At 55.0% G+C, this 24,926-nt stretch carries 18 protein-coding genes and 1 tRNA gene; 2 read left to right on the forward strand and 17 right to left on the reverse strand.

All coding sequences use genetic code 11. The annotated features are described in order from the left end of the window. Nucleotides 1–48: 48 nt before the first annotated feature. The 15 genes from MIH19_RS13880 to MIH19_RS13950 all read right to left on the reverse strand — a co-directional run bounded on the left by MIH19_RS13880 (nucleotide 49) and on the right by MIH19_RS13950 (nucleotide 18,380). A complete protein-coding gene (locus MIH19_RS13880) occupies nucleotides 49–555 on the reverse strand; it encodes a transposase (RefSeq protein ID WP_249005429.1) in 507 nt (168 codons plus the stop codon). 435 nt (nucleotides 556–990) lie between these two features. Then, the gene (locus MIH19_RS13885) at nucleotides 991–1,899 is read right to left on the reverse strand and encodes a hypothetical protein (protein WP_249005430.1); all 909 of its coding nucleotides are present in this window, start codon (nucleotides 1,897–1,899) and stop codon (nucleotides 991–993) included. Between the two features lie 216 nt (nucleotides 1,900–2,115). Then, nucleotides 2,116–2,847 (reverse strand): hypothetical protein, encoded by a 732-nt coding sequence (locus tag MIH19_RS13890; protein WP_249005431.1) that lies wholly within the window; start codon nucleotides 2,845–2,847, stop codon nucleotides 2,116–2,118. After that, the gene (locus MIH19_RS13895; protein ID WP_249005432.1) at nucleotides 2,848–3,270 is read right to left on the reverse strand and encodes a hypothetical protein; all 423 of its coding nucleotides are present in this window, start codon (nucleotides 3,268–3,270) and stop codon (nucleotides 2,848–2,850) included. 119 nt (nucleotides 3,271–3,389) lie between these two features. Further along, nucleotides 3,390–4,412: a hypothetical protein gene (locus MIH19_RS13900; protein WP_249005433.1), complete on the reverse strand. Its 1,023-nt coding sequence runs from the start codon at nucleotides 4,410–4,412 to the stop codon at nucleotides 3,390–3,392. Further along, on the reverse strand, nucleotides 4,409–8,014 hold the full coding sequence (locus MIH19_RS13905) for a hypothetical protein (RefSeq protein WP_249005434.1): 3,606 nt from the start codon (nucleotides 8,012–8,014) through the stop codon (nucleotides 4,409–4,411). The genes MIH19_RS13900 and MIH19_RS13905 overlap by 4 nt, the downstream gene beginning before the upstream one ends. A 32-nt stretch (nucleotides 8,015–8,046) precedes the next feature. Next, complete coding sequence (locus MIH19_RS13910; protein ID WP_249005178.1) at nucleotides 8,047–8,580, reverse strand: DUF4123 domain-containing protein; 534 nt, start codon at nucleotides 8,578–8,580, stop codon at nucleotides 8,047–8,049. A gap of 18 nt (nucleotides 8,581–8,598) precedes the next feature. Then, nucleotides 8,599–10,788 carry a type VI secretion system tip protein TssI/VgrG gene (gene tssI, locus MIH19_RS13915; RefSeq protein WP_249005435.1) on the reverse strand — a complete coding sequence of 730 codons (2,190 nt, stop codon included), beginning with the start codon at nucleotides 10,786–10,788 and terminating at the stop codon, nucleotides 8,599–8,601. Between the two features lie 158 nt (nucleotides 10,789–10,946). Continuing rightward, nucleotides 10,947–11,023: transfer RNA gene (locus tag MIH19_RS13920), tRNA-Asp, on the reverse strand. 148 nt (nucleotides 11,024–11,171) lie between these two features. Beyond that, nucleotides 11,172–12,731 carry a response regulator gene (locus MIH19_RS13925; protein ID WP_249005436.1) on the reverse strand — a complete coding sequence of 520 codons (1,560 nt, stop codon included), beginning with the start codon at nucleotides 12,729–12,731 and terminating at the stop codon, nucleotides 11,172–11,174. A 45-nt stretch (nucleotides 12,732–12,776) separates the two neighbouring features. Beyond that, entirely contained in the window at nucleotides 12,777–13,403 is a 627-nt protein-coding gene (gene fixJ, locus MIH19_RS13930; protein ID WP_014871838.1) for a response regulator FixJ, read from the reverse strand. Between the two features lie 35 nt (nucleotides 13,404–13,438). After that, nucleotides 13,439–15,847 (reverse strand): ATP-binding protein, encoded by a 2,409-nt coding sequence (locus MIH19_RS13935; RefSeq protein ID WP_249005437.1) that lies wholly within the window; start codon nucleotides 15,845–15,847, stop codon nucleotides 13,439–13,441. 116 nt (nucleotides 15,848–15,963) lie between these two features. Then, a complete protein-coding gene (locus MIH19_RS13940; RefSeq protein ID WP_249005438.1) occupies nucleotides 15,964–16,479 on the reverse strand; it encodes a flavodoxin family protein in 516 nt (171 codons plus the stop codon). Between the two features lie 66 nt (nucleotides 16,480–16,545). Then, complete coding sequence (recA, locus tag MIH19_RS13945; RefSeq protein ID WP_249005439.1) at nucleotides 16,546–17,673, reverse strand: recombinase RecA; 1,128 nt, start codon at nucleotides 17,671–17,673, stop codon at nucleotides 16,546–16,548. 203 nt (nucleotides 17,674–17,876) lie between these two features. Continuing rightward, nucleotides 17,877–18,380 (reverse strand): nicotinamide-nucleotide amidohydrolase family protein, encoded by a 504-nt coding sequence (locus MIH19_RS13950; RefSeq protein WP_249009009.1) that lies wholly within the window; start codon nucleotides 18,378–18,380, stop codon nucleotides 17,877–17,879. A gap of 106 nt (nucleotides 18,381–18,486) precedes the next feature. Here MIH19_RS13950 and mutS point away from each other — a divergent pair, with 106 nt between their 5' ends. Both mutS and fdxA read left to right on the forward strand, forming a co-directional pair. Next, a complete protein-coding gene (gene mutS, locus MIH19_RS13955; protein ID WP_249005440.1) occupies nucleotides 18,487–21,114 on the forward strand; it encodes a DNA mismatch repair protein MutS in 2,628 nt (875 codons plus the stop codon). A 164-nt stretch (nucleotides 21,115–21,278) separates the two neighbouring features. Further along, nucleotides 21,279–21,602: a ferredoxin FdxA gene (gene fdxA, locus MIH19_RS13960; protein ID WP_249005441.1), complete on the forward strand. Its 324-nt coding sequence runs from the start codon at nucleotides 21,279–21,281 to the stop codon at nucleotides 21,600–21,602. Between the two features lie 176 nt (nucleotides 21,603–21,778). Here the strand turns inward: fdxA and MIH19_RS13965 are convergent, their stop codons facing one another. Further along, the gene (locus MIH19_RS13965; protein ID WP_249005442.1) at nucleotides 21,779–23,176 is read right to left on the reverse strand and encodes a solute carrier family 23 protein; all 1,398 of its coding nucleotides are present in this window, start codon (nucleotides 23,174–23,176) and stop codon (nucleotides 21,779–21,781) included. A 101-nt stretch (nucleotides 23,177–23,277) separates the two neighbouring features. Then, nucleotides 23,278–24,906, reverse strand: coding sequence for an acyl-CoA synthetase (locus MIH19_RS13970; RefSeq protein ID WP_249005443.1), 1,629 nt, complete (start codon nucleotides 24,904–24,906; stop codon nucleotides 23,278–23,280). Nucleotides 24,907–24,926 lie beyond the last annotated feature (20 nt).

Genomic DNA, 24,926 nt, shown 5'->3' on the forward strand with positions numbered 1-24,926 from the left:
CAGCTTCGTCATAGTCGTTTAAAAGCCTTGTACGTTCGGTCAGCGGTGTCAGTTGTCCTCGCTGTCCGGGTCCTCGCCGTACAAGGCTTCGAGCTTTTTTGACAGCACCAACAAAGAAGTTGTTTCCGCCAGAACCCGGTCTTTACGGCGAACTTCCGCCTTCAGCTTTTTGATGGTTTTACGGGCGTCTCGCTGCTGTTTCTGAGCGGCTTTCTCTTGCCCTTCTTGCAGACCCGTACCGTGTAGGCAGGCCTCTTTCCAGCGCTGCACCTGCTCAGGATACAGGCCTTTCTGGCGGCAATACGCACCCAGTTCCGCTTCGGACATAGACGCCGTTTCGATCACGACGGCCAACTTGGCTTCAGGAGACCCATCGTCTCCTGCATTACGATAACCCGGCACAGGCACTCCTTGTTGTCGACACTGTTTTAACCAACTATACAGAGTCACATCCGATATGCCTTCCTCTGCCGCCACCTGCACCACACTGCGGTTCTGCGGAGGTAATAACTTCTTCAACACGGCCGCTTTACGTTCCTCGGAATAACGTGGCATGACTGCTCTCATACCGCCCAATCTGACATGAATTTAGGCAAAATCGCCAACTGGACAACTAGGCTGGCAGAGGGGGATGCCTTACAGGCTGTTAAAGATGGCTGAAGCTTATGCGTAATCAGGTTAATTTATACATCTGATCTTCCATGAAACGTTGGCGTATTGCCTGGAAACGGGACAGATCACTATTTTTTCAGCTGTCTCAGGCCAACATGCCCACATGGGATTGCTGTGGCATGGGCAGGCCCCGGCCCAGAATACGAGCATCAAGAATGCAGGGGCGCTGGAGCCTGACCCCGGCAAATTATTGCGGCCCTGCCTTAACGCCGTCTGGTTCTGATGCTTGAACGCTTCGTAGTCTTCCTCGTTCATGTTGCGCCAGTATGAGGCGGCGCGGCCTTTCTGCTTATCGTGCGAATCAGCTTATATTTGACCTTAATTGGTAAACCGAATGTTCCCCGCAGCGGTGAAGGGCCGATCCTGGGCGCTGAGGAAATTTGCTTTGTCTTCGGGCAGATTCACCCCCATTAAAGAGCAGCGCTGGAAACTTTCATCGCTAGCAGCGTAGCTCCGGCCCTCGCTCGGATTCGAAAACATTGACTGAGAGTATTCGACATTGCTCAGCATTCCGAGATAGACACGGAAGTAGCTTTTATGGATATCGACCTTCCCGTCGTCACTGTAACGAGTTCCCGTGTACTTGGTCACAAATTCGATATTCGCTTGATCAAATGGCATATCAGATCCGTCTGCCATCGAGACTCTACGGGCCAATTTTGGTGTGCGTTGTTTAAGCCCCATCAACTTCATGACTGTTTGGCGGTGTTCGCTTAATTTCTCCTGAGGGGAATTATTTGATTTGAAGCTGGGTAACAGCGTGGAAACTTGAAGCTCAGCAGCGCAGACTACTCTGTTGCCATTTTGTCCAGTCACGAACAGCTCGGGACGTCCCCTTCCCTTCAGCTCCATTGAGAGGTGATCTTTTCCGTCCAACCGGTCGATTAACTCCTGCGTTGCGCCATTGAGGCCACGAGGAAAGGTAACGATCAATCGCCGTTCAATCCGCGGCATCGAAACATAAGCTTCTAATGCTTCTTTGAGGTCATTTTGGGTGTGATTAGTGTCACCTGAAATTCGGGCAAACTGAATACGCAGAGTGTCATCATTTTTTATCACACCGACAATTTTCGTCAGCCCTCGTCGCTCCATGTAGTCATTTAATGCCCACGCCACCTCCTGTCTGTCTATTCGATCATCCTTAATCGGAATGTTCGCGACTAACGGTTTTTGACAACCAACGAAGAGAAAACAAGCTACGACGATCAGTAAGTTACGGGGGAACATGATTGAAAATCCTTTTCAGTGTCTTTGAATCTGACCTATTCTCAGTCTCAAGAAAGTGGCTCAGCGAACTCCTTGGAGCAAGATCACCATTCTACGGGTCGTCCATTATTCGGCATCCAGTCGTTGTAGGAATGCCAGGTCGCGTTCCAGATGCTGCACGCAGTATTCCCGTTCCTGGGCGGTGCGCGCTTCAGGTCAAATAGGGTGTCGATGCCCTTAAGCCATGATATGACTTGATTTTGCACGCTCACCCGAAAGCCATTGCGAGACTGGCCCCATCTGGTTGAACGCTTGTCCCTGGCGATAGGCGGCGGTCAATTGTGCATTCAGCGCTTTCAGCTCTTCGGACGGCTGCGCCCACTCGCTTTCCGGCAGCGGTTGTGACCATTCTCTTAGCTGCTCCGGTAAGGCTTTGGGGATGAGCTTGCGTACCCGGCGCTCGGTGGCCAGGCGGGCCAGATAACGCTGGAAGAACCAGTCGCCTATCTTTTTCCATAACCAGTCTGCCATGCCCTTCTCTTGCCGGGCCTGACGGCAGCTTGCCTTGTAGTCGGCCAGCGTACCGTAGTCCCGTGGGTCGGGGCAGGCGGAGGGGCCTTCGTCCATGAACGCACGCAGGCATTCCCACTGCGCAAGGCCCACGGTTTCATGGCCGACGTTGATGGAGATTGCCGCTTTGGCACTGTCCGGGTTGTCAGGGTCCGGCACGGCCAGGGTGAGCATGGTTTGCTGTGCGAGAATTGTGGGGGTGGTCACCTGTTGTTTCTGGATGAAAGCGACGATTTGCTCCCAGGGGTGGTAGATATAGGTCAGACGAGGTTCACTTTTTTTGGACAAGTAAAACCCAACAGCAATATAAGGAATCAGAATCGCACCACTGACACCTGCAATCCAGTGCACACCGTTTAGAAAAACATTCGGCCCTTCACCGTCCCACGGGCCTGCCATTTAATTTCCGCCATAACCGCCGACAACCACGAGGAAAATTATGTAGGCCGTCACGGCGAAATCGTCTCCCCAATACGGCATTTTAAACTCACTTCCTCCGACCCAGTGCGGTATCGCAATCTCGCGTTTCTGGCGATTAAGCCGAATAGGCGGGCCTTCTTTAATCGCTTCGTTGGTGGTTAGGTGAAAAACAAGCCCAACTCCAATCGTCATAAGGCTCAAGCTTAGAAACATCAATGTAAATTCAGCTCCAAATACCAAGTTGCCGCCCTGAAGGTCCATCCAGATATCGTTCTTGCGCCTGACCCAGTCGGTAGAGTCCGCTGCCTGGGCATCTGTTTTTACCGGCTTAGGGCTAAAGGCTAGCAGATCACCATCGGCTGCCGTGCGCCGTTCCCCAGCTTCCAGTTGCGGTTCGCTCATGCATTATCCTTGGGATCAACCAGCGGCAATAGATTGGCTGTGAATGTTTCCAGTCGGGCTGTAAGGGAGCAAGAGGCAAGACCTGACCCCGGTTTTCTTACAGCTGGGCAGGGGCTGAACTAACGCCATGAGTGATTGCCCAGATCGGTCCGGTTTTTACGCTTGAAGGCGTCGTAGTCTTCTTCGTTCATATTTCGCCAGTATAAGGGATCTCGACCCTTCTTCTCGTCTTGGGCGCGGGTGGTGAGGTCCAAGTGGCGGTAGGCTTCGAACAGGGGAATATCCGGCAGCGACTTGGTCACGTCCATGTACTGGCGAATCAGGTCCGAGTAGGCCAGTACGTCTTCTCGGTTGGTGGTGGCAGCGAGAAGCTGGTTCATGGGCAGGGCCCATTCCTGAGTCTTGTGGACCAGCACCAGCCGGTACCAGATATTGCCCTGATGATCCGGCAGGCTCAGCAGGTAGCCGTCCCATTCATGAAAAGGGGCCTGCGCCCGGATTTCTCCGGACTGGCCGTCTTTTTCCGGATTTTCGAACAAGGTCACCATGCCGGTGCGGCGGTTGAGCTCCCAGAGAGGGCCTTTGAGTTCCTGGTAGACCACTTTGGGGTATTTTTTCTCGAGGAAGCGGCCGATACCCCAGCAGAGAAGCATGGGCGAAAAAAAATATAAAAATATCGGAAGAACGGCATCTGAAAAGAAATACGTAAGAGAGATCTCGCCAGGCTCCATAAACCACATCACAAGCCAAACGAATACGAATATGGGAAACAACCAGGTGAACAGCAACCGTCCCCCATGCTGCATCCACAGAAGCGCCCAGCTTATTCTGGGCAAGGTGGCGTAGCGTATGCTGTCGCCATTAATCCATCCAACCGGGTTAAACGGCTCTCCTCCGGCCTCTGCCTCAGCTTTGAAGCGATGAAGGTTCTCCTCATCTTCCCTGACTTCCTTGGGCCCCCAAGTCTTTAGAAAATTCGGGGGGTACACGCCGGACAGTTTTCCCTTGGGCAACGGCGACCCCATGGTCCAGCTTTTGCGGAATAACGTGCTCTGTTGGCTGGTCTCTGCCGGTTCCGGGGTTTTGCGATTGCTGCGGTAGGCCGTGGGGGCATAGCCGGTCGGGTCGAGGGTGGCGGTCATTTGGCCTCCTCCGCTTTATGGGTCTGTTCATCCGCCCAGAAAAGCTGGCCAGTCTCAGTGAAATCTGGCTCGCCGTGTGCGGCCAGATCGAAGGTGGTCGGGTCGTGCAGTTCCGGCGCGGGGAACGCCAGGTTGCGTGAGGCTTGACCGTAATCCCAATTGCTGTTCCATTGAGCCCGGACCAGCACTTCGCTGGTTTTTACACCCTCCTGACCCCGGAAATTCTTGAAGGTCACTCGGGGCGGTAAGGCCAGATAGTAAGCCTTGCCATTATGCAGGGACTGCTCCAGCACCACCTTCGGCGGTTCCTGTAGGGTTTCCCGTTGGGTTTTTAATCCGCGTCGCGAGGGCTTACGGGTGATCTGCACCGGGCGCATGGCAACGGTCAGGCTGGCCTCGTTTAGCATGGCGGTCAGATTATTTTCCACTTTTACCACTGTGTTGATTTTTGCAAACTCTCTGTCCTGCCGGGGATCTATGTTGTACCCCTGACCCGCCAGTCTGGCGGACATGTTGTGAGCCTTCTCGATGGTAATACGAGGCCTGGCTAACAAATCAACCAGCCTGTAGTACGTCTCTTGCGGGTTTTTGGCCAGGTGGGGATAAGCGTCGTCCTGTTCCGGTCCGAAAGGTCCACGCTTCAACCAGTCCACCAGGGGCGGGTCGTCCAGCACTACGGCCAGTAACCCGGCCCCGATAGCCAGGGTGGCACCGGCCACCACCCAGCCCCAGGGACCCAATCCCAGCAGTATGGGAGCAATACCCGCTTCGGTCATTTTGGCCATCATCAGGCCGCCCATCAGCATCATACCGCCACCGACAGCCGAAGCCCCGTAAGCTGCAGCGGTGTCCATATCACCAGTGTCCCACTCATGGGCCATGTCCAGCAGTGACACCGTCATGGTGAGCCCGGCTGTGACGATGCCCCCGAGCATGCGTTTTGTTACTATTTCTGGAATTGCACGGGCCAAAGAAGGTAGCGCTCTCTGAAAGACTGGGCTAGTGGTCTGGAAGGCTTTCTCGCTGAGCTTAGGTGACACATTGCCCCAAATTTTGAGATCCATACTTAGCCGCTCGGCGGCAATAGCACCTGCGAAAAGTAAATCCAAAACTGCACTCGCAGCTCCAAATCCCGCGCGAATTCGCCCTTTTTGAGCTTCTACGCTTTTCAACAGGCTGAGTTCACTCCAAATATTATGTCCCTCAAACACCAGCACAAGATATGGCACCCGCACCCGGCTAAAAAGTTCATCCCACTTTTTCAGCCTGCGCATATCCCGCTGAGCCCGGACCACCTCAGAAGTCTCTGGGGCAGCGTATACCTGCATCCGCCGGGCCTCGGCGGTGTCGGCCAGATCGGGGATAGCGGATTTTCGGGTACTGGCCAGGGGGTTGCCGTCAGCATCCAGGTATTCTCCGTAGAAGCGCCGGTGGCCATTGGCTTTGTGGGTGTATTCCCGGTCTGCTTCTGTTAACCCCATGTCCAGGCCGGAAGCCGGATCGCGCAGCCCCAGGATAATCCAGCCCTGTGGGACGGCATTGCGGGCGACCATCTGGACACTTCCCAACAGAGCCGGGTCGCGCGCCTTGGCCATTCTTAGCAGGGGGCCGTAAAGTCGGCTGTCAAGCCTGTAAGTCTGGGATTGCAGCCGGTTGGCCAGAGCCCGGACATGCTTATCGATTCCGTCCAGGATGGCGCCAACGGCGGCCATCCATCGCTTGGATTCTGAGGACAGATCGATGGCATCGGTTTTTACCAGACCTGCCAGTGCTGCAGCGGTGAGGGTTTGCACTTCGTCCGATTGCGGTGGCTGGTCGGGTAACTGCTCCAGGTCAGCCGGCCGGCAACGACCATCGCCACACTCTGCCCGGTTCCCGCTCTCGGTGGCTGTGCTGCCCACTTCATCTAGTTGCTCCGCCGGGAACAGCATGGCGTGCAAGGGCTGATCACTGCCGTCTCCAACAATTTTCAGGACCAGATCGTTGGCGTCCCGCACCTGGGCCTCGCTGGTAGGGGCCGAGCGCGCGAGGTGATCGACACTGTTGGGGTCTATGGCCAGGACATGGAACAGATCCTGCGTGCGGGCGAAACCCTCGAGATAGTCGGCACCGGAGAGACTGAACAGGTCCGCCATGGCGACTTGATTATCGGTTTGCCGGACCAGGTCCGCCAATTGTTTCTGGGATTCGGCCAGCGCTGCCCTCGCAAGTTGGCGTTGCGCCGTCAGCAGATGGGTGTGCAAAGGGCTGAAGCGGCTAGTATCAATCTCTTCGAGGTAACGGTGCAGGGGGTTGGCCTGGCCCCCCAGTCGTTCGGGCGCCATTAACCGGTAGACTACCTGGGCGCTGTCGCTGTGGGGCTTCTGGCCGATTGCTTCCAGCAGGCTGGTCAGAAACCGTTGGGCTTCCAGTGCCTCGGTCAGGCGATGCCGTAGGTGGAACAGGCGGTCTTCCAGAATAATGCCGCTATAGCCCTTCTCCCGCGGGGCGGCAAGAGTGTCCCCAGTGGATTCCAGTGTTTGCCAGAGGGAATTTTCTTCAGTTCCGGAGGCTTCATCCATAAAGGCCGCTGCTCGCGCTGCGGGCGCTCGCCTTAAGGGAGCGTTCCGGTAACACGCGGCTTCCCATGCGTCCTCTCCAGATTCCTTGTCCGCGGCGAAAGCCTGCGCTTCTTCACGTGCTTGTCCGTAAAGGTTTTTTGCATATTGGCCGCGTAAATCATAAACGCTGCTCCACGGCTTCGGCAGAAGCTGTTCCAGGTAAGGCTCCCGAAGCCTCATTTCAGGAAGTTGTAACAAAGAAATCAGGTGACCCGGCGTCTGCCGGTCGCGTAGTTGCGAGGCGACCTCCGGCGCTGGCTCCGGCCCTTTTAACCCCTGACACCTTTCGGCCCGAGCCGAATCAGAAGCCTCAAGATAAGCAACACGCCGCGAGGACCACTGTACTTCAGAGAACGCCATCTGGAATTCGGCAAGAACAGAGCGGTTCATTTCGCTGACTGGCATCCAGATGGCCTGCTGGGGCTTCCCTATAGCTGGTCGCCGATCTTCCGTCAGGTCAGATTTCTCGCTGTCCCGGTAATCCGTCAGACGAATATCCAGAAACTCCATGGTTCTCGAATCGGAGTAGCGAACTTCCAGTTCCCGCCAGAGGTGCCCCTTTCTGAATACGTAAATAAAACCTGGGCGCACAGGTACCAAATGTTCGTTCGGGTGACCGGGCTCAGGCTCGGGATCGTGAATGAGTGTCAGGGGAACCAGCGGCAGGATACGATTCCACTGTTTTTCCATTTGCCTTTCGGTGGCGGAAACCGCTTCAAACAGCGGCACCCGCACAGGAGCGCCCTCCTCTGCATCAATATCCAGCCAAATATTCCTTGCAGGCTGGGCCTTCCAGGGCCAGACATAAAGCTGGCTGTTGCCGAGCTCCTCCCGTGAAACCTGATTCTCCAGCCACTCCTGCTGTTCGTTATCACTCTCGTCAAAGATCTGGAACGAATGACCCTCTGCGGAACGTTGCCCCATCACCTCAATGATCAACGATTCGCCTTCGCAGGCCGGGCCACAGCTTCCTGCTGTTTGGGTAGACGTGGTTTCAGACATCCTTGTGATTCCTTTCCCTTAAAACAATAAATTCATGATCCGGCGCTGGCGTCATTCAGTGCCAGCCACTGTTGCTCGTTCAGTGTCGGCATTGGTGACATGGCAATCGGCTCCGGGTTTTCATCCATTACCCAGCGCTGCTGACCGGGCTTGCCGTACCAGTATATTGCGCGATCAATGATCTCAGCGTCCGGCATTGATTTTACCGCCAGACTGCGCCAAATCTTTGGGTCGTAGAGCCGCAAAAGTCCTTTCCGATCGCCGTCAAAACACACGGTCAGCCGGGCTCTTAACCAACTGACTACAGCATCCAGACCCTGTGTAGACTCTAAAATCAAACCACTCAAACTTTCGTCTTCGAGGCCCATCAGTGCCCAGCGATATTCTGCGCTGTTCTGTACCGTTTCCAACAGAATCGGGCTTTCATCCAGGTAGTCTTGCCACTCGCTATCCGCGAACAGATAGGCCCATTGAGGATTATCGGAGATATCGTAGAGCGCCTGAAGTAACGTCTTTTTCTGCCTTGACTCCAGCACCAGATAGCGCGTGTCGGTTGAACTGACCATGGTGTACGACATCTCCATTTATACCGGCTGCGCTTTACCACACGGGCAATTGCTCAAGGGGCAAGAGCCGTCTGGCCGTTCCTGACAACGCTCCACCACCGCAGACCTGTTTATTCTTGCTTGCTTTAATCGATGGGCAACTATTGGTTTTGGTTTGGCATTCGCCCGCTGTCCAACATCCGCTAACTTAACAGGCGCCACAGCCCCACCGTTCTTCTCCACCAACCCCGGCATCTCCGGCACCTGAACCTTTTGCCCACTTCCCCCACCAGCACCACCACCAGCATTCATTTTGATAGACGCTCCGCCCATGGCGACACCGCTGGGATCAATTTTCACGAAACTACCGCCGGCTTTGAGAGTGATTTCTGCACCCGCTTCTACCACTACCTTTTGACCCGCCTTGATGTGCAACTCTGTACCGGCCTCGTTGAGCCAGGCGGTTCCGGCTTTGAGGTGCAGTGTGCCGGTGACGCTGAAGCTGTGGTCTTTGCCTGTGCGCTCTCGTTTTCCTCCGCCTATGGTTTCGTGTTCGCTGGCTTTGACGTGGCTTATCCGGATTTTCTCCACGGTCAGATGGCTGTCATTTTTGATAACTTCGGTGCGGTTGTTTTCGGTGAGCAGGTCCAGGTTTTTCTGAGCGTGAATATACACCTGTTGTTTTTCTGCTTCGTCTTCAAAGCGCACTTCGTTGCTGCCCTCGCCCTTGTGAGTCTGGGTTTTCAGGACGGTGCGGGTTTTGTATTGCGGCAGCGCGTAGGGCGGCATGCTGGTGGCGTTGTAGGTGCAGCCGGTGATGATGGGCTGATCCGGGTCGCCGTCCAGGAAGGAGACGATGACTTCGCTTCCAATTCTGGGCAGGGCCATAAAACCATATTGACCACCGGCCCAACCCTGGCTAACCCGGAGCCAGGCACTGCTGTGTTGGTTGTTCGCGCTGCTTTCGGCATTGCCGGATAGCGGCCGCCGGTCCCAGGGGAAACGGACTTTTACCCGGCCGTGTTCGTCGCAGTGGATTTCTTCGCCCTCGGGGCCTGTGACGATGGCCACTTGTGGCCCGTCCATCACAGGTCGGGGAAGCGAGCGAGATTGGGGACGGATTTGAAATTCGTCCCCTTGGGGTAAATCGGGGCGCCAGGTTTTATTGGCTGGTATGGCATTAAACGTGTTGTGATAGGTGGTGGGTTCGGCGCCAGCTTCTTGCTCTAATGCCTGAGGCTGTTTGCCGGTATGGTTGACGCTGGTTAGCAGCCAGTCGCGGTTCATGCTCTCGTGATTGTGATTGGTGAGCTTCACTTTCGCACCGCAGGTGAAATCTGGCCGGTTGCTGGCACCCGTGGCGGTATTGGCGTCATTTCGAAGTGCATCCAGGCGCGCTTGGGTAAAACGCTTGCCGCTGGCGTCGGCTTTGAAGCGGCCGGGGTAGTCGAAGTGTTGGTAATCCTGGCGTTGGTTTTCGAGGGCCGCATGGTGTTCATGCATCATAGCGTAAGCTGGATTTTTGAAGGTGTAGTCTTTCATCACCACGGCCGAAGCTTTTACGCGTTCTTCGGAGCGCAAGCGAAATACGGCGGGTTGCCGGCTACTGCCGCCCGCTTTGGCGTTGTATTCCGCGGCGTCCAATCTTGGGGCGTCACCGTGGTGGTCTGCAAAAATAACCATTGGCTGCTGGCTGGCGTCTACACTGCCGTGACCGTAGCGGTAGTGCCAACCTTCTTCGGCCGCCAGGCGTTGGATAAAGGCCAGATCGCTCTCCCGGTGCTGAACGCAGTATTCCCGAACGTCGCCACGGCACTTCAGTTGAAACGCTACAGCGGGTATTCCGCGTTCTTGCAGAAGCGCACTGGCAATGGACTCTGTGGTCTGGCCCTGAAAGATACGGCTGTTGTGCATCAGTTCAAGGCGCCACAGGGGCGATTGCAGCACGATTTCATAACGGGTGCGGTGATGGCCACTGTCACAAATGACAAATTCGCTGACCACGCCGGTAAAGCGCCGCAGTGGATTGCTGTGTTGCCACACCACCAGGTCAACCGATTGTTCCAGAACATCGCTGGCATCGATATCACAATCGGTGCTGGCCAATTGCAGGCGGCCATAGCACAGCTGTGACAGGCTTTCTGTTAGTTCGAAGGCAACAACGGAAAATACTTCTGAGGGAAACTCACCGACTTGTGCGGTGAACTGCAGTCCACTTGCCTTGGACATATCTTCAATCCTTGAAGGTATGTGTTTGAATAATGATACTCTATTTTCGCCATGCTGCGCTGTGGAGCGTGTCGCAAATCATGCCTATGGGGACGGATTTGAAATCCATCCCCTAACAAAAAAACCCCAGATTGTTTCCAATCTGGGGTTTTTGAATTTGGCGGAGCGGACGGGACTCGAACCCGCGACCCCCGGCGTGACAGGCCGGTATTCTAACCAACTGAACTACCGCTCCAAGCTGAAACCGTGTGTGCGATCTTTTCAGATTGCTCGGTGACAACGAGGGCGAATTATAGAGAAGCCCCACTTTATGTCAACGTTTTTTATGAATATTTTTTATTTCTTGGCATTCATATTTCTGGCATGGCAGCCAAAGAGCCTGCTCAATCAGATTCGGGCCGGGCAACGGCCACCACGGGCAGCGTGAAGTAAAAACAGGTGCCGCCGTCTATCGGGCGCTCAAAACCAATTTCACCGCCTTGGGCGTGAATCAGCGATTGGCAGGTGGTCAAGCCGATGCCCATGCCGTCGCTTTTGGTGGTGTAGAAGGGCAGAAACAACTTTTCCTCGGCGTCGTCTTGCAGACCAATGCCATGATCACGCACCTCGATGCGCACAAAGCCCTGTGCAGTGAGCGTTGCGCTCACTTCCACCGGTACCGCCGAGTCAACGCTGCGGGTAGCCTCCAGGCCGTTGCGGATCAGGTTGAGGGCTACCTGCTGGACCTGAATCGGATCTGCCAGCACGTCGGGCAGGTTTGGGGCCAGAGTCAGCTCTATTCCGCCCTCGTTATTGCGCATGTCGACTTCCGCGAACTGGCGGGTATCTTCAAGCAAAGCGGCAATAGCGACAATCTCTTTGCCGGTAGCGGGCTTTTTCATAAATCGGCGGATACGACGAATGATTTCACTGGCCCGGTGCGACTGGGCTTCTACTTTGTCCATGGTTTGCTGTAGCAGAACTAAATCCGGCTCTGCTTTGCCCACCAAGCGCTTAGCCACACGGGCGTAATTGGTAATAGCGGTCAGCGGCTGGTTCACTTCGTGGGCAAAACCTGCGGCCATTTCGCCCATGGTGGTCATGCGCGAGGTATGGGCCAACTGATCGCGCTGTTCCTGCACCGTAGCGCGAGCTTCTTCAAGCGCCTGTTCATTAGCCAGTTCTGCGGTAATATCGCGAAACACCACAACAGCGCCCTGCAACTCGTCGGCATCCTGCTTGGGCGAGGACCGATATTTTGCGCGAAACGCCGACCGGTCTACGCGCAGCATCTGAATATCGCGCTGCGCCTCTGCAATGCCGTAACGACAAGTGGCCTGAACCGGCAAGGGCTCTTGGCTATCGCCCGCAACGGCAAAATGCAGGTCAAAAAAACATCGGCCAATCAACTCTTCCACCGGAGCGTTCATAATCTGGCCAGCAGCAGGATTGGCAAATTCGATAATGCCGTTTTCGTCGAGGCCGTAAATGCCTTCGCTGATGGCGTTAAGAATACGGGACTGATCGCTTTGTAATTCACGGTTGCGCGCGTGAAGTTCGCGCTCAAGGCGAATAACCCGGGCGTGGGTTTTTACCCGCGCGATCACTTCTTGTGACTGAAAAGGCTTGGAAATGTAGTCAGCGCCGCCCAGCGAGAATCCTTTTACCTTGGCACTCAGGTCGTCAAGCGCCGACAGGAAAACCACCGCGCAATCGGCGGTGGCCGGGTCAGCTTTCAAGCGACGGCAGACTTCATAGCCGTCCATTTCCGGCATCATGATGTCCAGCAGAATCACTTCTGGCTGATGACAATGGGCAAGTTCCAGCGCTTTTCCACCTCCGTTGGCGATCAGCAGCCGATAGCCTTTGTCTTTCAGAGTCTCATAAAGCACTTTCAGGTTCTGGGGATTGTCATCCACTAGCAGAACCGTTACCTCACGGTTGTCGATGACGGAATCAGTCATATGCAAGAAGCCGGTTACCAAAGTAACCGTATGATGCCGTTCGGATCATCGTGGGTCGATAAGGTTCTTTACTGACAGCACCATACGAACCAGGTGTGCCAGTGAATGGGTGCCCATCTTGTGCATCACCCGGGAACGGTGAATCTCTACAGTGCGCTGACTGATTTCCAGCTCTATGGCGATCACTTTGTTAGCCTGGCCAGCGATCATCCGATCCATAATTTCGTGCTCGCGGGGGGTCAGACTTTTTACACGGCGCACGATTTCCTGCTTTTCACCCAGGCTTTTGCGCTGCTGGCGGTCTTGCACCAGGGCGGCTTCGATCTTTTCCAGCAAGGCCTCTTCGCGGTAGGGCTTCTGAATGAAGTCTATGGCGCCCTCTTTCATGGCATCTACCGCCATGGGAACGTCGCCGTGCCCGGTCACAAAAATAATGGGCAGAATCGAGTGTTTATCGTTAAGTTTTTTCTGTAGCTCCATGCCATCCATACCCGGCATGCGGATATCCAGCACGATGCAGCCCGCCATGGCGTCAGAATAGCTTTTCAGAAACGCGGTAGCGCTGTCGTAGGTTTTTACCGGTTTGTCGTCTGACTGAAGCAGCAGCTCCAGTGAATCGCGCACCGCTTCGTCGTCTTCAACCACGTATACCGTTTGTTGGATGTCCGTCATGGCGCTGTAATCTCCTGTCCGTTTTATAGTGCTGGTCAGTGAATGGACGGATCTTTGTTATCATCCCGACTATGTTCCTGACGCTCGTGTTCACGCATTTTTTCTAACCGTTGCTGAATAATGCCAAAAACGGTGCCTTTAGGGTACCTGCCTTTGCTATCGGGCGTGCCCGCTGGCGTGCCCATCAGCATGGCTACGGCTTCTTCCACGTGGCTGACAGCGTAAACATGGAAATCGCCGGCTTTCACCGCCGCAACCACTTCGCTGTCTAGCATCAGGTTTTGTACGTTGCTGGCCGGCATAATGACGCCTTGGTTGCCGCTCAGGCCACCCTTAAGCTGGCAGGTCGTGAAAAAGCCTTCAATTTTCTCGTTCACCCCACCAATCGGCTGCACTTCACCAAACTGGTTGATAGAACCGGTAATGGCCAAATCTTGCCTGACTGGCAGTTGCGCTATAGACGACACCAAGGCGCACAGTTCTGCTAAAGAGGCACTGTCGCCGTCTACTTCACCATAATTTTGCTCGAATGTGAGGCTGGCCGACAGGTGCATCGGGTCGTCTACGGCAAACCGCGACGCCAGCCAGGACGCCAGAATCATCACACCTTTCGAGTGAATGCTACCGCCCAGCTTTACGTCGCGTTCAATATCAATGACGTCGCCATCACCATAATAGCTGTTGGCGGTGATGCGGTTCGACAAACCAAATTCGAAACCGCCGGTAGAAAGCACTGAAAGCGCGTTGACCTGGCCAACGCAGGTGCCGCTGGTCGTCACCAAGGTAGTGCCATCGCGAATGGAATCGTAAAAATGGTCGCGAATGCGGCTGTTGCGATAACGGGCGCTAACCAAAGCACGCTCTACATGTACATCCTGAATCTGTTTGGCCTCGGCTTGGCGCGCCCAGTAGTCTGACTCGCGCAGCAGATTTGCGATGTCGGCGGCGTGCAACGACAGGCGGTTCTGATGCTCGGCCATGCGGGCGCTTTGTTCAATCACTCGTGCAACGGCTTTATGGGTGCAGTGCAGCAGTTTTTTCTCGACCACCAGGCTGGCAATAAACTTTGCGTAGGCAAGTTGGCTGGCGTCGTTGCGATACATCTCATTTTCAAAATCTGCGGTCACGCGGAACAGTTCTGAAAACTCGGGATCGTATTCCTGCAGTAGCATCCAGGTTTCACGGTCGCCAAACAGTACGATTTTCACGTCCAGTGGCACCGGCTCGGGCTCAATGGAGATGGTGCCAGATAAGGTCAGTTCACGCTCCAAAGAGTTAATCTGGATGCAGCGGGACTGCAGCGCACGCTTTAGGGCGTCCCAGGCGAATGGCTGTTCCAGCACTTTTGTGGCGTCCATCAACAAGTAACCGCCGTTAGCGCGATGCAGGCTGCCCGGGCGAATCAGCGAAAAGTCAGTGAACACCGTGCCTTTATAGGTAACGTTTTCGACATAACCGAACAGGTTGTGATAAGTGGGGTTGTCTTCCACTGCTACCGGGATCTCTTTGGTTTTCTGATGTACCAGCAGATTCACCAAATAGCGCCGCGGCATTTTTTTATCCAGTGACGCGTAGGCAATTGTGGCCTGTTCATCATCGTCATCCAGAAAAATCTCCAGATTCTCGGACAGATCTTTGCGCACGGCTTCAATAAATCCGACCACGTCTGGCAGGTCTTTGTAACGTTCTTTTAACTCGTCAATCTGGTGACCGGTAACGCCTTCCAAGGTTTCCTGGTTCAGCGACTGTTGTTTGTCAGCGTATTCCTGTTCCCAGTCGGCCAGTTTGCGCAGGGCGCGGCGCAGGCGTTTTTCCAGAATATTGACAATCTCTTCGAACTTTTCGCGCTGAGCGTCCGTCAGGGCCTTAAAAGACTCTGCGGTATGAGCTTCATCACCACTCATAGCCACTAGCCGATAACCGCCCGGGGTGCTTATGGTCAAGCTGACTTTTTGACGCTTGGCTTGCTTCGCGACTTTTTCCAGCTCGCCATCCTGAAGCCCGGTGTAATCGTTTTTCAACTTTTCAGCACGTTCCAAAAAGCCATCGCTATCGAAGGTTTGCGGAATCACCTTCACCAGCCGGCTCATCAGTTTTTCCATATCGCGCTTCAGCTGAATGCCCTGCCCGGCAGGCAGTTTCAGCAGCTTTGGCACTCGCGGCTCTTCAAAATCGGCCACGTAACACCAGTCGTGGGACTGCTGATCGGTGTCTTTATGGTGTTCCAGGTACCGCAGCATCATGGTGCGCTTACCCAGGCCATTGGCACCGACTGCATACACGTTATAACCACCGTGAGGCATAGCCAACGCAAAGCGCACCGCTTCCTGAGCACGGTTCTGACCCACAATTTCAGCCAGGGGCTCTAGCTGACGGGTGCTTTTAAATGGCAGATCTTTCAGAACACAGGCTTTGTAGAGCTGATGCGAAGGCAATGACTTCAAGGTTTAATCCTGTAACAGTCGGAATAAAAAGATGACTTACTGCACACGGCGGCAAGTCCGATTAAATAATTGAGCCATTGTACATTTTTTAGAGGCGAGGGGCTGTTGCAAGCCGTTTAGATCAGACCGTTATCGAGACTGGCCGCAACGTACAAGCCCAACTCTTCGCACTGCTGTTCAAATTCATCGGCATAATTGCCACGGCACAGCAGGGGCTCTTGTACCAGCTTCCAGCGCAGGCCGGTGGTGATGCTGTCAATCGCACGGCGGGTGCCAGTACCGTCATGACCGGCCCGAATATAAAAGGTAAATGGCAGGCCTTGGGTTTTTTCCAGGCAAGGATAATAGCAGCGATCGAAAAAATCTTTCAATGCGCCGCTCATATAACCAAGATTTTCGGTGGTGCCGAGGATAATCGCGTTGCAAGCCAGAACATCGTCGGGGCCGGCATCCAGCGGAGCCAAAACCGTTACATCAACGTTTTCAATATCGTTATGGCTAGCGCCAGCAGCAACTGCGTTGCGCAATTTGAGGGTATTTGACGAGGGAGCGTGGGCAACAATCAATAGTTTTTTGGCGCTGGGCTTTCCGACTTCTGACTGTTCAGAATCTGAGCCTCTAGAGTCTGGCATAGCCGGCCTCACTTTTAGTGCTTGTCAGCGCACTGTAATCACCAGTGCACTGACAAACTAACGGTCTTACAGTAGTTCGTCGCTGGATTCTGCAGACGCTATTGCTGCATCCTTTCCCGCGTTTTTCCCTACATCCTTTGCCGCGTCTTCCCCTGCATTTTTCCCTACATCTTTCCCTGCATCTTTTGCCGCGTCTTTTTTCTCTGGCTTGGGCATCAGCTTGTCGCGCACTTTGGCTTCAATTTCTTTCGCCATTTCCGGGTTTTCTTCCAGGAATTTACAGGCGTTGGCTTTGCCTTGGCCAATTTTGTCACCGTTATAGGCGTACCAGGCGCCAGCCTTATCCACAAAGCCTTCCTTTACACCCATGTCCACCACTTCGGCCATGCGGTAAATGCCCTTACCGTACAAAATCTGGAATTCGGCCTGGCGGAACGGCGGTGCCACTTTGTTTTTAACCACTTTCACCCGGGTTTCGTTACCGGTCACTTCGTCGCCGTCTTTCACTGCGCCAATGCGGCGGATATCCAGACGCACAGAGGCGTAGAATTTCAACGCGTTGCCGCCGGTGGTGGTTTCGGGACTGCCGAACATTACGCCTATTTTCATGCGGATCTGGTTGATGAAAATCAGCAGGACGTTGGCATTCTTGACGTTGCCATTCAGTTTGCGCAGAGCCTGTGACATCAGGCGGGCCTGAAGACCAACATGAGAGTCGCCCATTTCGCCTTCAATTTCAGCTTTTGGCGTTAATGCGGCAACGGAGTCCACGACGATGACATCCACCGCGTTGGAGCGCACCAGCATGTCGCAGATTTCTAACGCCTGCTCACCGGTGTCGGGCTGGGAAACAAGCAGCTCATCAACGTTCACGCCCAGCTTTTCAGCATATTGAGGATCAAGGGCGTGCTCAGCATCAACAAAAGCACACGTTTTGCCCTGCTTCTGGGCTTCGGCAATAACCTGCAAAGTCAGCGTAGTTTTACCAGAGCTTTCAGGGCCGTAGATTTCACAAACCCGGCCATAAGGCAGGCCACCAATGCCAAGAGCAACGTCCAGACCAAGAGAACCGGTAGAAACGGACGGGATTGCTTCACGGGGGTGGTCGCCCATCTTCATGATGGCGCCTTTACCAAACTGGCGTTCAATCTGGGTCAGAGCGGCGGATAAAGCTTTCTTGCGGTTGTCTTCCATAGGTACGAACCTTCTTCAAAATGGTGCGTTAGAATAGTGCGCTAATAATATAGTGCGCTGATAGGGCGCGCCGGTAATATGATGCGCTAATCTAAACTTGGGAACTGGCTGCCCCGGAAAATCACTGTATATTTAACCAGCATTAAACCACATTAGACAAAGCAGACCAACCCTTGTTTGGGGGATTTTTTAGCCATTGCGGATCAGATATCACTCGATACGAAACGGCGCACACTTTCAATCGCAAAGATCACAGCCTGGCGCCGCACCTGGTCGCGATCGCCGTCAAAATGCTTCAAACCGGTGCTGATATTTTCAGCGCTGCCCCAGGCGAACCACACCGTACCTACCGGCTTGGCATCGCTGCCACCGCCCGGCCCGGCAACGCCGCTGATTGAAACGGCGACGCTTGCACCCGACACTCGCAGTGCTCCGGAGACCATCTGTCGCACCACCGGTTCGCTCACCGCGCCGTGTTCCGCCAGGGTCTGTTCACTGACACCCAGCAACGCGTGTTTAGCATGGTTGCTGTAGGTAACTAGCCCACCCGTGACGTAGGCCGAGGAACCAGCCTGGTCGGTCATGGCCTTGGCCACCCAGCCGCCGGTGCAGCTTTCTGCCGTCACCAGCATAGCGCCAGCGCGGGTTAATACGCTACCCAGTTCTGCCGCCTGCTGGCGGATGTATTCATCAGTGATATCGGGCATGGTTACGTCAGACATAGCGACCTCATTTATAATCCACGTTTCATCCTGCGGTGTAATTTTCTACAATCCACCGCCAGTTCCTCAAAACAGCCATCGCGGATGTCCCATGTCAGCAGCGCACACCGAAAGTCCAAAAATCACGCCCATGATGCAGCAATACCTGAAAATAAAGGGCCAGCATCCCAATGAGCTGGTGTTCTACCGCATGGGGGATTTTTACGAGCTGTTTTATGACGACGCTAAAAAAGCCTCGGAACTGATGGATATTACCCTGACCGCCCGTGGTCAGTCAGGGGGCAATCCGATTCCCATGGCGGGTATTCCGTACCATGCGGCTGAGGGTTACATTGCCCGCCTGGTGCGCGCAGGTCAATCCATTGCCATTTGCGAGCAGATTGGTGATCCGGCCACCAGCAAAGGCCCGGTCGATCGCCAAGTGGTGCGCATTGTCACCCCCGGCACCCTCAGTGACGACGCCTACCTGGAAGACCGCCGTGACAACCTGCTGGTGGCGATTTATCACCATAAGCAGCACTTCGGTTTTTCTTCTCTGGACATCTCCAGCGGCCGCTTCGCGGTTTCAGAGCTGAATAGCGCTGAGGCCTTGCAAGGCGAGCTGCAACGGCTGCGCCCGGCGGAAATTTTAATCAGCGAAGACTTTCCGTTTACCGATTTGCTGGAAGGCTTTACCGGCATTCGTCGCCAGGGGCCCTGGCTGTTCGAACCTGACACCGCGCGACGGGTGATTACCCAGCAATTGCAGGTGCGGGACCTGACCGGTTTTGGTTGTGAAGATATGCACTTGGCCGTGTGCGCCGCCGGCTGCCTGCTGCAATACGCACGGGAAACCCAGCGCACCGCCCTGCCCCACATTCGCAAACTCAGCCGCGAGCGCCGCGAAGACGCGGTCATTCTGGACGCCGCCAGCCGCCGCAACCTGGAAATTGACACCAACCTGATGGGCGGCACCCAGTACACATTGGCCTGGGTGATGGACCGCACCGCCACGGCTATGGGTGGGCGCCAACTGCGGCGCTGGTTGAACCGTCCGCTACGCGATGTGGCGGTGGTGCACCAGCGCCAGCAGGCGGTTAGCGCGTTGTTGAAAGATTTTGACTATGAGCCGATTCATGACCAGCTGAAAACCATTGGCGACATAGAACGCATTCTGGCGCGCGTGGCGCTGCGTTCGGCACGGCCCCGTGATCTGGCACGGCTGCGGGACGCGTTCGCCGTGCTACCCAATTTGCAAAAATCCATGGCCGCGGTTGATTCCACCCACGTCGGCGAGCTTGCCACGGCTATTGGCGAATATCCGCAGTTAGCGGATTTGCTGGGCCGGGCAATCATCGATAACCCGCCGGTAGTGATGCGCGAAGGCGGGGTGATTGCAGACGGGTTTGACGCCGAACTGGACGACTTGCGCAACATCAGCGAAAACGCCGGCCAATATCTGTTGGACGTGGAAACACGCGAAAAACAGCGTACGGGCATCAGTACCCTGAAAGTGGGCTACAACCGCGTGCACGGCTATTACATTGAAATCAGCCGCTTACAATCGGCCCAGGCGCCTGCGGATTACATTCGCCGGCAAACCCTGAAAAACGCTGAGCGTTTTATTACCCCGGAACTAAAAGAGTTTGAAGACAAGGCCCTAAGCGCCAAAAGTCGTGCCCTAGCCCGGGAAAAAGCCCTGTGGGATGAGGTTCTGGAGACGGTCGCGGCAGAACTTGCACCGCTGCAAGATGCCGCTCAGGCGCTGGCCGAGCTAGACGTGCTAAGCAACTTTGCCGAGCGCGCCACCAGTTTGCGCCTGTGTGCACCGCAGTTCAGCGATGAACCCGGCCTACAGATTGAGGAAGGCCGGCACCCGGTGGTCGAGCAGCTATTAGACGATCCGTTCGTGCCTAACAATCTGCTGATAGACGCCAAACGCCGCATGCTGATGATCACCGGCCCCAACATGGGGGGTAAGTCCACCTATATGCGCCAGGTGGCGCTAATTGCTTTACTGGCTTACACCGGCAGCTTTGTGCCGGCTAACAGCGCGGTGCTTGGGCCGGTAGACCGAATATTCACCCGCATGGGATCGTCTGACGACATAGCCGGCGGGCGCTCCACGTTTATGGTGGAGATGACCGAAACCGCCAACATTCTGCACAACGCCACCGAACACAGCCTGGTGCTGATGGATGAAGTGGGCCGTGGTACCAGCACCTTTGATGGTTTATCGCTGGCCTGGGCCACGGCCGAGCATTTGGCGCGGAACATTCTGTGCTACACGCTGTTTGCCACCCATTATTTTGAACTGACCCAGCTCGCAGATGAACTGGAACACGCCGTTAACGTGCACCTGACCGCCACCGAGCACGATGACAGCATTGTGTTTCTGCACAACGTGCACGAAGGCCCCGCCAGCCAGAGCTACGGTTTACAAGTAGCAAAACTGGCCGGCGTGCCGGTGGAGGTTATCCGCAATGCCAAAGCCCAACTGGCGAACCTGGAAGGCGCCAATGCAACGCCCGATGCAAAACGCTCAACCACCGGGTTGCCGCAAAAAGTGACGCGACGGGCGACGGCTATTGCGGATTCAACTGCGTTTCAGGGGGATATGTTCGCCAGGCAGGAGCCCAGCGCGTTAGAGCTGGCGGTGAGCGCACTCGACCTGGATGACATGACTCCGCGCCAGGCGCTCGAACATCTGTATCAGCTGAAACAGCAACTTGAAAAGTAGTGACAAAAAAAGTGCCGATAAATTGACCTAGGTATAACGTTATAGAAGACGGATGCTTGCGACCGGAGTAGTGGCTCCCTACAATATCGCGCATAAAACTATAATCTTGGGAGCCTGCATTCTAAGCTCCTGATGAGACAGACCAGCCAACCAGGAATATGAACATGGCGTTTATCGTTACTGATAACTGCATCAAGTGTAAGCACACCGACTGTGTGGAAGTCTGCCCTGTAGATTGCTTCTACGAAGGCCCGAATTTTTTGGTTATTGATCCTGACGAGTGCATCGACTGCGCACTGTGCGAGCCCGAATGCCCGGTTGAGGCTATTTTCTCGGAAGACGAGCTACCCGCGAACCAGAAAGTGTTTATCGAACTGAACGCAGATCTGGCCGGAAAATGGCCCAACATCACAGAGAAAAAAGAAGCCATGGTTGACGCTGAAAAATGGGACGGCGTGCCAGACAAACTGCAGTATCTGGAAAAGTAACTGTTCATAAAGTAAAACCGTTAAGGTGTGCGAGATCGAAAACAGCCGGCTAACTGCCGGCTTTTTTGTGTCTGGTGATCGTGTTTTTCCAGACACAAAAAAGGGAGGCACTAAGGCCTCCCAAGGACACACATCGTTTTGCCGCCGGGGCCTGTGACCCCGGTCAACAGAGTTCTTTAGCTCTTTGGTGCGGTTTCCGGCTGAACGATCACATCATCGGCACCCGGGGATTCGGGATCCGGCGTGAAGCCCAGCAGCTTTGTACGCTCAATCAGGAAGTAGAGCACCGCACCGGTGGCCAGGCCCCAGCCCGCGCCGTATACCGCAAGCACTACGCCCATGGTGCCGGCAATGCCGCGTTCGGTGTTGTTCTCAAGCTGTTCCAGGCCCACCATCAAACAGATGTAACCGGTCAGCAGCAGGGTCAGTGATAGTGCGATGGGCAGCACCGGTTGGAAGAAGCTCACCAGCGGCAGTACAAACAGCGCGATGAAACCGGTAATCCAGAAGGTACCGCCGCCGCTGTAGATGGAATCCATCGCGTTGCGGCCATACTTGTAACGCTCGGCCATAGTGGCGGTAACAGCGGTCCAGATCGGGCCGGCCAGACCGGGGTAAGGGGCGAAGAAAGCGTGACCACCGTTACGGATAGCGGTTACCAGGTGGACGCGGTCGATGCTGTTGTCGATGTCTTCGTCGCGACGCAAGTGGTCAACACGATTCATCAGTGACTGACCCACAACAATGTCACCAAAAGCAATAACGTAGGCAATTACCGCGGTAGGAATGGCGTACATAAATACGCTGGCATCCGGGAAACCGACGCTGAATGGCAGGTAGTTCCAAAGCTCACCAAAGTTGGGCGCGGTGATGCCCCACTTTACCTCCGGCACGGCGTACTCACCGGTAGCAAAGCCCACCAGAATCGCCACAATCATGCCCGGCACCATGCCGTAGTTGGCAATTTTGCGCGCAAACGAGTTGGTTTCAACAAAGCCTTTAAACGACACCGAGAACATCAGGTATAGACACACCAGACCGCCAACAATCAGCGAAATGGGTGTGGTTGCCAAACGGCCACCGGCTTCGATCTCGCCCATCAGAGCGGCAATACCCGCACCGATAATAATGCCGCCTTTCATAGAGCGCGGTATGAAGTCGACTAGTTTACTGCCAAGACGTGTAACGCCCAGGAACAGAAAGATGATAAACACCAGAAACTGCAGGGCAAACAGCGCCTGAATAGCTTCAGGGCCGGGCTCATAATCGCTCAAGAACAGCAGCACCACGGGAATACCCGGTGTGATCCAGCCTGGGATCAGCGGCACACCCAACAGCGCCGGCAACATAAAACCAATACCGCAGATAACCACATACGCCAGGGCAACGTCATACGGCACGCCCAGGTAGTTCTCAAGCAGTGGAATCATGGCCAAACTGACCACGAACATAATCAGCGCTTGCGCCATTTCCGCGAATTCCCAGCGGTAATGCACAAACGGCAGACGAATCTTGAAGGGGCCCGCCGGCCAATAGGGTTGTTCTTCGCCGTTCTTGCGATGGAACATTTGCATCTTGAGTTTTCTCCGAATACCCGGCGAACCGGGCGTTAATGTTGTTTTTGTGTGAGCTCTTGTGAGAGCTCTTGTGTAAGTCCCTGCAAGGCGCTTTCCAGCTACTTAATTTCCTTAGCCTGGTCGCGCAGCAGGAATTTCTGGACTTTACCGGTCGAGGTTTTTGGCAGGTCCGAAAACACAACGGTTTTCGGAACCTTGAAACGAGCCATGTGCTTACGGCAGAAGTCGATCATTTCTGCTTCAGTCACGTTGCCGGCATCGGGCTTTAGAGTCACAAAGGCGCAGGGTGTCTCGCCCCACTTTTCATCCGGGCGGGCAACAACGGCGGCCTCCTGAACCGCCGGGTGACGGTAAAGAACATCTTCAATTTCAATGGTGGAAATGTTCTCGCCGCCGGAAATAATGATGTCTTTCAGGCGATCCTTAATTTCCATGTAACCGTCTTCGTGCCAAACGGCCAGGTCGCCGGTGTGGAACCAGCCGCCACGGAACGCTTCTTCGGTGGCTTTCGGGTTCTTCAGGTAGCCCTTCATCACGGTGTTACCGCGCAGGAAGATTTCACCAATGGTTTTGCCGTCTTTCGGCGTCGGCTTCATAGTGCCCGGGTCTGCAATCATGGTGCCGCCCAGGGTGTGGTAACGAACGCCCTGGCGGGATTTGATGGCAGCGCGCTCTTCCAGCGGCAGATCGTTCCAACGATCTTTCCAGGCACAGACGGTCACCGGGCCGTATACTTCAGTCAGACCGTAGGTGTGGGTCAACGCGATGCCCATTTCTTCGACTGCACCAATAACCTGGGCGGGAGGTGGAGCGCCGGCAACCATAGCCTTCACAACGTGATCAATACCGGCCTTGGATGCAGGTGGCACGTTCAACAAGGCGTTCAGCACAATCGGGGCGCCGCACATATGGGTAACGCGGTGCTCGCGAATCAGTTGCAGAATCTTTTCCGGATCAACCCGGCGCAGGCACACGTGGGTACCGGCCATGGCGGTGATGGTCCAGGGGAAACACCAGCCGTTGCAATGGAACATCGGCAGTGTCCACAGGTACACCGGATGCATGGCCATAGACCATACCGCGGTATTACCCAGTGAATTCAAGTAGGCCCCACGGTGGTGATACACCACACCTTTAGGGTTGCCGGTGGTGCCGGAGGTGTAATTCAGGGAAATGGCGTCCCATTCATCCGTCGGCATATCCCACTGGTACTCGGGGTCGCCTTCTTGCAAAAAGGCTTCGTAATCCAGGTCGCTGACCTTAACGCCTTCACCGTACTCAGGGTCGTCTACATCAATTATCAGCGGCTTTTTGTCCAAACGGCTGACGGCGTCCAGAATCACTTCGCCAAATTCGCGATCAACCAGGATGACTTTGGCTTCTGCGTGCTCAAGCATGAAGGCCAGCACTTCGGCGTCTAGCCGAACGTTCAGGGCGTTCATTACCGCGCCAGTCATGGGCACACCAAAATGACACTCGACCATGGCTGGAATATTGGGCAGCATGACGGCGACGGTATCGCCTTTCTTGATACCGCGGCCTACCAGCGCTGACGCCAGGCGCAAACTGCGCTCGTGGGTCTCGGCCCAGGTTCGGCGAATGGCACCGTGAATAATCGCGGGATAATCCGGATAAACACTGGCGGTGCGAGTGATAAAATCGATGGGTGTCTGAACGGCGTAGTTGGCACCAACGGGCGTGAGGCCCTGGTCATAGATCGAAGTCATTCTGTGTGGTCCTATAGGTA

Source organism: Marinobacter sp. M1C (assembly GCF_023314135.1).
GTDB lineage: Bacteria > Pseudomonadota > Gammaproteobacteria > Pseudomonadales > Oleiphilaceae > Marinobacter.